The organism is Halomonas sp., from assembly GCF_031581305.1.
In the GTDB taxonomy this organism is placed as follows: Bacteria; Pseudomonadota; Gammaproteobacteria; order Pseudomonadales; family Halomonadaceae; genus Halomonas.
In genome coordinates, this window is the sequence record NZ_JAVLBC010000169.1 from 1 (window position 1) to 7,003 (window position 7,003).

General features: G+C 67.2%; 6 protein-coding genes. 1 reads left to right on the top strand and 5 read right to left on the bottom strand.

Features of this window, described 5'->3' with window-relative positions; all coding sequences use genetic code 11:
- Positions 1–105 precede the first annotated feature (105 nt).
- The 3 genes from RI841_RS12910 to RI841_RS12920 all read right to left on the bottom strand — a co-directional run bounded on the left by RI841_RS12910 (position 106) and on the right by RI841_RS12920 (position 1,798).
- Positions 106–696 carry a DUF6647 family protein gene (locus tag RI841_RS12910; RefSeq protein ID WP_310706017.1) on the bottom strand — a complete coding sequence of 197 codons (591 nt, stop codon included), beginning with the start codon at positions 694–696 and terminating at the stop codon, positions 106–108.
- 196 nt (positions 697–892) lie between these two features.
- The gene (locus RI841_RS12915; RefSeq protein WP_310706018.1) at positions 893–1,558 is read right to left on the bottom strand and encodes an SDR family oxidoreductase; all 666 of its coding nucleotides are present in this window, start codon (positions 1,556–1,558) and stop codon (positions 893–895) included.
- Positions 1,559–1,594: 36 nt separating this feature from the next.
- Positions 1,595–1,798 (bottom strand): hypothetical protein, encoded by a 204-nt coding sequence (locus RI841_RS12920; RefSeq protein ID WP_310706019.1) that lies wholly within the window; start codon positions 1,796–1,798, stop codon positions 1,595–1,597.
- A 250-nt stretch (positions 1,799–2,048) separates the two neighbouring features.
- On the opposite strand from RI841_RS12920, the gene ftsH reads away from it, so the two are divergent.
- On the top strand, positions 2,049–3,890 hold the full coding sequence (gene ftsH / locus RI841_RS12925; protein ID WP_310706020.1) for an ATP-dependent zinc metalloprotease FtsH: 1,842 nt from the start codon (positions 2,049–2,051) through the stop codon (positions 3,888–3,890).
- On the opposite strand, the gene RI841_RS12930 is transcribed toward ftsH, so the two are convergent.
- Both RI841_RS12930 and RI841_RS12935 read right to left on the bottom strand, forming a co-directional pair.
- The gene (locus RI841_RS12930) at positions 3,872–5,194 is read right to left on the bottom strand and encodes an erythromycin esterase family protein (protein ID WP_310706021.1); all 1,323 of its coding nucleotides are present in this window, start codon (positions 5,192–5,194) and stop codon (positions 3,872–3,874) included. The genes ftsH and RI841_RS12930 overlap by 19 nt on opposite strands.
- 73 nt (positions 5,195–5,267) lie before the next feature.
- The coding region (locus RI841_RS12935; RefSeq protein WP_310706022.1) for an efflux RND transporter permease subunit at positions 5,268–7,003 on the bottom strand (1,736 nt) is incomplete at its 5' end.

The following is a 7,003-nucleotide window of genomic DNA, read 5'->3' on the forward strand; positions in this document are numbered from 1 at the left end:
CGGGACGCGAATGGGAATGCGATAGGCCGACATGATACCGCGACAGGCCGGTGGCCTGCATCCTGCAGCGGCGCAAGGCCCGATGGCGCCCTTCATGGGCGCCGGCTAGCGGGTGCTGCGCTCGATGATGCGCAGGGTCTTCTCGTCGATGCCCAGGGCACCCCAGGGGTCGTCGACTCCCCCCTCCTCCAGCCAGCGCAGCTGCAGCCGATAGGCCTCCCCCTCCAGGGGGCCCCGATCCCGGGGACCGATGTCCTCCCGGTTGTGGACCTGGAAATGGTGCACCAGCTCATGGAGCAGGTAGCTGTGCCCGACGGGTGACGCGAAGTCGAAGTCGACGTCCAGGTAGATGTTGCCCTCCGCGGGATCGTAGGCCCCGCTCACCCGGACATCGAGCCTGTCGGGGAAGGCCGGGAAGCAGCGTTGCTGAAGCGCGGCCTGGCTCTCGAAGCGAACCCCCGGCAGGGCGGGTTCACGGTACTCGGTGCTCGCCGCGAGCCAGGCGCTCTGCTCCCGGACGATCCCTGCCAGCTGCGCGGCGTTGTCGTCACCGGGCGGCGACGAGGCGACCGAGGCCACGGGAAGGGCCAGCAGCAGCGCCAGCAGCCAGGGCACGAGCGGGCGATGCCGGCGGGACGTCACCCGCCACGCTGGCCTGTCCATGGACAGGTCAGTGGCGGTGAGGGAAGACGACATCTCCCACCTCTCAACCGGCGGGAAAGCGATAGCCGGTGACGGAACGTTAGCGAGCAGTACCTCGTCAGTCTAGCTGTCGGGAACGGCCAGTGCCCGATGTGCCGACAGTTCGTACGTCTGCAGCGACGCGGACCCATCGGCAATCTCCGCCGCTGATCATCGGAAACGAGCCCGCCGTGGCGGGCCGTTGTGGCACTTACCAGGGCAGGGTCTCACCGTTGCTGTGCCAGAAGCCACCGCTGGTCGAAAGCGTCAGCGCCTCGATGCGCGCGGCGATGCCCGCGGCAGCCTCCTCCGGGGGGATCAGGCCACCGAAGTTGACCATGCGGGTCTGCACGTAGCCCGGATGGAGCTGGGCCACGGCGATGCCGCGGGGCGCCAGGTCCACCGCCAGCGACTTGCCGAAGGCGTTCAGCGCCGCCTTGGAGGCGCGGTAGCCATAACGCCCGCCGGAGTCGTTGTCGGCGATGGAGCCCATGCGACTGGTGATGTTGGCGACCTTGGCACCCTCGCCGAGACGCGGCAGCAGCGCCTCGGTCACCCGCAGCGGGGCATAGGCATTGACCTCCATCTGCGCCCGGATGGCGTCGAAATCGAGCTCACCCAGCGTTTCGTCGTGCATCATGCCGGCATTGTTGATCAGCAGATCCAGCGGCTGATCGGCAAGTGCTTCGGTGAGACGGCCGACATCCGTCTCCCGGGAGACGTCGATGCCGTCGATGACCCGATCGGCCACTTCGGCGAGTTCATCGGAGGCGTGGCGGCAGACGCCGATCACCCGCCAACCCGCTTGGTGATAGTGACGCGCCAGCGCCAGTCCGACGCCGCGGTTGGCGCCTGTGATCATTACAGTGGAAGCCATGTCATCTCCTCTCGAAGGTCAGGGTGTCGACCGGGATCAGTCCCACGCCGGGGCGAAGTCCGGGTCGGCGATGCGATCGCCGCGATCCAGCCTGGCGATCGCCTCGAGCTCGCCCTCGCCCAGGGTGTCGAGGGCGGCCAGGTTGGCCGCCAGGTGCTCACAACGGGTGGAGGACGGGATGGCCACCACGCCACGCGCCAGGCAGTGATCGACCACCGTACGATTCTGCAGCCAGGGCATCGTGGATCACCCGCTTCAGGGTGTCACCCTTGAGGCGGAAGGTACCGAGGCCCGGATTGGGCAATGTCGCGGTGCTCATGGGATTTCCTTCTCGTTGTCGATGCTGCTACCGATTAGGTGCGGCGACCGACGCCCGACTTCAAGGGCATGCCGGTCCAGGGGACATGCTGCCTGGCGGGGGTGGCCTACACTGAAGGCCATCACCGGGGCATAGCGATGTCCTCCGGCAGCCACAGGACGAGGAACCGGCATGGAACCCCATCACCGCTTCAACGTGATCTACCTCATCATCGCCATGATACTCTTCCTGACGTTCCAGAACGTCTACCGCACCTGGCAGACTACCGAACCCCTCCCGTACTCGGAGTTCACCCGGTTGCTTGAGGAAGGACGGATCGCCGAGGTGCAGGTCAGCGACGACCGTCTCACCGGCACCTTCACCGCGCCCCAACCCGACGGGCGCACCGCTTTCACCACCAATCGCGTCGCGCCCGACCTGGCCGACCAGCTGGCACGCCACGACGTGACCTTCAACGGCAGCTCGAAGAGCCCCTTTCTGACCATCCTGCTGTCGTGGTTTCTGCCGCTGGTGCTGCTGTTCGCCATCTGGTCTCTGCTGATCCGCCGGATGACCGGGGGTGGCGGCGTCGGCGGGATGATGTCCATCGGCAAGTCCAAGGCCAAGGTCTACGTGGAGACCTCCACCAAGGTGACCTTCGAGGATGTCGCCGGGGTCGACGAGGCCAAGAACGAGCTCCAGGAGGTGGTGGCCTTCCTGCGCGACCCCGAGCGCTATGGCCGGCTCGGCGCCCATATCCCCAAGGGCATCCTGCTCGTCGGCCCGCCCGGTACCGGCAAGACCCTGCTGGCCCGGGCCGTGGCGGGCGAGGCCGGGGTGCCCTTCTTCTCCATCTCGGGTTCGGAGTTCGTCGAGATGTTCGTCGGTGTCGGCGCCTCGCGGGTCCGTGACCTCTTCGAGCAGGCCGGCAAGGCCAAGCCGTGCATCATCTTCATCGACGAGCTGGATGCCCTGGGCCGGGCCCGCGGTCCGGGAGGCATGAGCGGCCAGGACGAGAAGGAGCAGACACTCAACCAGCTGCTGTCCGAGCTCGACGGCTTCGACCCGTCCACGGGCATCGTGCTGCTGGCCGCCACCAACCGGCCGGAGATCCTCGACCCCGCCCTGCTGCGCGCCGGCCGCTTCGACCGCCAGGTGCTGGTGGACCGCCCCGAGCGCAAGGGACGGCTGCAGATCCTGCGCGTGCACATCGGCAAGATCCGCGCCCTGGACCCCGACGTGGATCTCGACCACCTCGCCTCCCTGACTCCGGGCTTCACCGGCGCCGACCTCGCCAACCTGGTCAACGAGGCCGCGCTGCTGGCTACCCGCCGGGACAGCGAGGAGGTGGCCATGGAGGATTTCACCAATGCCATCGAGCGTATCGTCGCCGGCCTGGAGAAGAAAAGCCGCCTGCTCAACGACCACGAGCGGGCCGTGGTGGCCCACCACGAGATGGGCCACGCCCTGGTGGCCGCCTCCCTGCCGGGCATGGATCCGGTGCACAAGGTCTCGATCATCCCCCGCGGCGTGGGCGCGCTGGGCTACACCATCCAGCGCCCCACCGAGGACCGCTTCCTGCAGACGACCAGCGACCTGAAATACCGCATGGCCGTGCTGATGGGCGGCCGCGCCGCCGAGCAGCTGATCTTCGACGAGATTTCCACCGGAGCTGCCGACGACCTGGCCAAGGTCACCGAGATCGCCCGTGACATGGCGACTCGCTTTGGCATGGCGGACGGGGCCGGCCAGGTGGTCTACGAGAAGGACCGCCAGGCCTTTCTCGGGGAGCAGTACGCCCTCAGCCAGCCCCGAGACTACGCCGAGGCCACCGCCCGGGAGATCGACCTCTCGGTGCGCCAGCTGGTCGACGAGGCTTACAGCCTGGCCCGCGACACCCTCGCCGCCCGCCGCCAGGACCTGGAGACTGGCGCCGCCCTGCTGCTCGAGCGCGAGACGCTGACTGCCGACGAGTTCCCGCCGATGAAGTCCTCACTCCCCGCCAGAAGCGCATCTCACACCCCGAAGGGATAGGTGTCGGGAATAGCCTCACGCTGCCAACTTGACCCCGGCTCCAGCGGCTCGACGGCCGTGGTCTCGTCCAGGTGATAGAGCGCATCGAACTGCTCCGTCAGGCAGACCTGGAAGTAGTGGCTGCCCCGCTCCGTCTCGGGGCGATAGATCACGCCGATCGCCCGCTCCAGCAGACTTTCCGTGAGCGGCTCGGCCCGCGCCGACGAGAGCGGCAGATAGAAGCGATCGAGCCCGCTGCTATGGAAGAGCCGCTCGACGCTGCCCTCGAGCGAAGGACGTACCCAGCGATGCTCGGCAGGACCATCCCAGTCGCGGGCGGCCGTAACATGGCCGGTATGGGTGGTGAAGCCCACCAGCATCACCCGCTCGGCACCGAAGCGCTGCCGCGCCAGCTGACCGACGTTGTGTTGTCCCTGGCGCCATCCCATCTCGGTGGCACGGGCGTCACCCAGATGGGAGTTGTGGGCCCACACCACCACCTTGCCAATTCCTCCCTGCCGCCGCAGGTGGTCATGCAGTTCGGCCAGGGTCTCGGTCATGTGCTCGTCGCGCAGGTTCCAGGTGTCCACCCGGGCCCCGAACATGGCCCGATAGTAGGCCTCGGCATTGACCACCACCCGGGCGTTCTGCTCGGCAAAGAACTGCTCATCGACGGCCCGACGGCCGTCTGACTTGAGATAGTCGGCGGCCCGTTCCATCAGCCTTACCTGCAAGCCTACAGCCGCGCGCTCGCAGGAGGGGCTCAAGCCGAAGGCCACGTTACGCCCGTAGTGGAAGGGATCACCGCGGTGATCGAGACAGGCGTAACCTCGGCGGGCGATCTCGGCCTGCGCGGGGTCGACGCGCTCGAGGTAGTCGATCACCGCCTCGGCCGAACGGTGCAGGCTGTAGAGATCCATGCCGCGGAAGCCGATCTTGTTCGCCAGAGGCTGACGGGCGTTATGCTGACGCAGCCAGGCGATGAAATCACGCACCTCATGGTTGCACCACATCCAGTGGGGGAAACGCTCGAAGTCCTCGAAGGCCACGTCCAGGGAGTCCTCGCTTCCGCCACGCACATAGCGGTCGAGACGCAGGGCATCAGGCCAGTCAGCCTCGACCAGCACGGCCTCGAAGCCCTTCTCCACGATCAGTCGCCGGCTGATCTCGGCACGCAGGCGGTAGAACTCGGCCGTCCCGTGGGAGGCCTCGCCGAGCAGCACGAAGGGACGCTCGGCGACCTGTTCCAGCAGCGCGTCATGATCGCTTTCGCGACCGTCCAGCCGAAGGGCGAGCTCACGAACACAGGCAAGGGGCGTCGTCATGATAGGCACCTCCAGAAAAAAAGCATCGAGACCTACCCTGGAAGTCTAGTCCCGGTGGCGCCGGACGGCAGGCTCATGCTCGCTGCTCATTCGTCATGTCCTCGCTCCGGCCGAGGCGCTTGAGCAGTCGTTCCAGGTAGCTGAGCAGCACCGGAATCACGGCGAGCACCAGCAGCGTCGAAAAGGCCAGGCCAAAGGCGATGGAGACCGCCATGGGAATCAGGAACTGTGCCTGCAATGACGTCTCGAAGAGCAGCGGCAGGAGCCCGCCGATGGTGGTCAGCGAGGTGAGCAGCACGGCACGCACGCGCTGCACTGCCGCCTCGTTGAGCGCCGCTTCGATGGCCAGCCCCTTGTGCCGCTGCTGGCGATAGAAGGCCACCAGGATGATGGCGTTGTTGACCACGATGCCCGAGAGACCGAAGAGACCGAACAGCGAGAGCATGGTCAGGTTCAGGCCCAGCATCCAGTGCCCCAGCAGGGCCCCGACCAGCGCCAGCGGGATGATTGCCATGACGATCAACGGCAGGCTCCAGGAGGCAAACACCCAGGCCAGCACCACGTACATCAGCCCAAGGCCGATCATCAGCCCGGTACGCATGTCAGCAAAGGTCTCGCGCTGGTCGGCGGCGCGTCCCTCGAAGCTGTAGCGCAGGCGATGGGTGCTGGCCAGGTCTGGAAGCACCTCCGCGGCAACGGCATCGAGAACACGTTCGGCCGAGGTCGTCTCGGTATCGAGTTCGGCGGTGACCTCCACGGCCAGGCGGCCATCGGCATGGCGCAGCGCCTCGAACCCCTGACGACGGTCCAGGGCCATGACCTGGTCGAGCGGCACGAAGCGGCCGTCGGGTACCCGCACGGCAAGCCGCGACAGGGTCGACAACCGCTCGCGCTGTGTCCGAGGCAGCATCACTCTCACCTCGATCTCGTCGGCACCATCCTGGTAGATCTGCACCAGCCGACCGTCGAAGGCATCGCGGAGCTGCCGGCCGAGGTCGGCGGTGGTCAGTCCCAGGGCCTTGCCCTGAGCGTTGACGCGGTAGATCAGCTGTTCGCGTCCCCAGGGCATGTCGTCCTCGGTATCCAGCACCCCGGGGAGCTCGCGCAGCGAGCGGGAAAGCGACTCGGCGGCAGTCTTGAGGGCGCCGGCCTCCTCGCCGGTCAGACGGATATTCACATCCTTGCCCGGCGGACCGGCCGAACGCTCGTTGATGGTCAGGTTCTCCAGCCCCGCCGGCTCGACGATGCGCGAGCGCCAGGCGCGGATGAAGTCGGCATTGCGCACGTCACGGTCATCGGAGGCGGTGAGCTCCACCATGATCGATCCGACGTTGTCGCCGCTGCGGGCCTGCCTGCCGCCGGCCAGTGTCGCGCCATGGCGGGTCACGGCATGCTGCACCAGACTGCCTCCCAGCGCCTGTTCGGTCTCTTCCAGCGCTTGCTGCATGCGCGCCAGCAGGTCATCGACATGCTCGCTGTCGGTACCCGCCACAAAGCTGGCATTGGCGTAGAGCACATTGGGCTCGGGGGTGGGAAAGAAGTTGAACGCCAGCCGCCCGCCGGCCAGCAGGCCCACGGTAAAGAGCACCACCGCGGCTGCGGTGGCCAGGGTAGCGGCGCGGTGGCGCAGGGTCAGCGCCGAGAAGCGCCGAAAGGGCCCCTCGCGAAAGCGGTCGAAGGCCGCCTCGAAGCGCTCACGCGGCCGTGTCAAAGGGTGACGCCGCATCGTCCGACTCGGCACGAAGGCATTGCGCAAGTGGGCGGGCAGCACCACGAAGCACTCCAGCAGCGAGGCGACCAGCACGCAGA

Excerpts from the sequence above, each read along its gene's own strand:
- RI841_RS12910 (WP_310706017.1), bottom strand. The coding sequence starts at position 696 with ATGTCGTCTTCCCTCACCGCCACTGACCTGTCCATGGACAGGCCAGCG.
- RI841_RS12915 (WP_310706018.1), bottom strand. The coding sequence starts at position 1,558 with ATGGCTTCCACTGTAATGATCACAGGCGCCAACCGCGGCGTCGGACTG.
- RI841_RS12920 (WP_310706019.1), bottom strand. The coding sequence starts at position 1,798 with ATGCCCTGGCTGCAGAATCGTACGGTGGTCGATCACTGCCTGGCGCGT.
- ftsH (WP_310706020.1), top strand. The coding sequence starts at position 2,049 with ATGGAACCCCATCACCGCTTCAACGTGATCTACCTCATCATCGCCATG.
- RI841_RS12930 (WP_310706021.1), bottom strand. The coding sequence starts at position 5,194 with ATGACGACGCCCCTTGCCTGTGTTCGTGAGCTCGCCCTTCGGCTGGAC.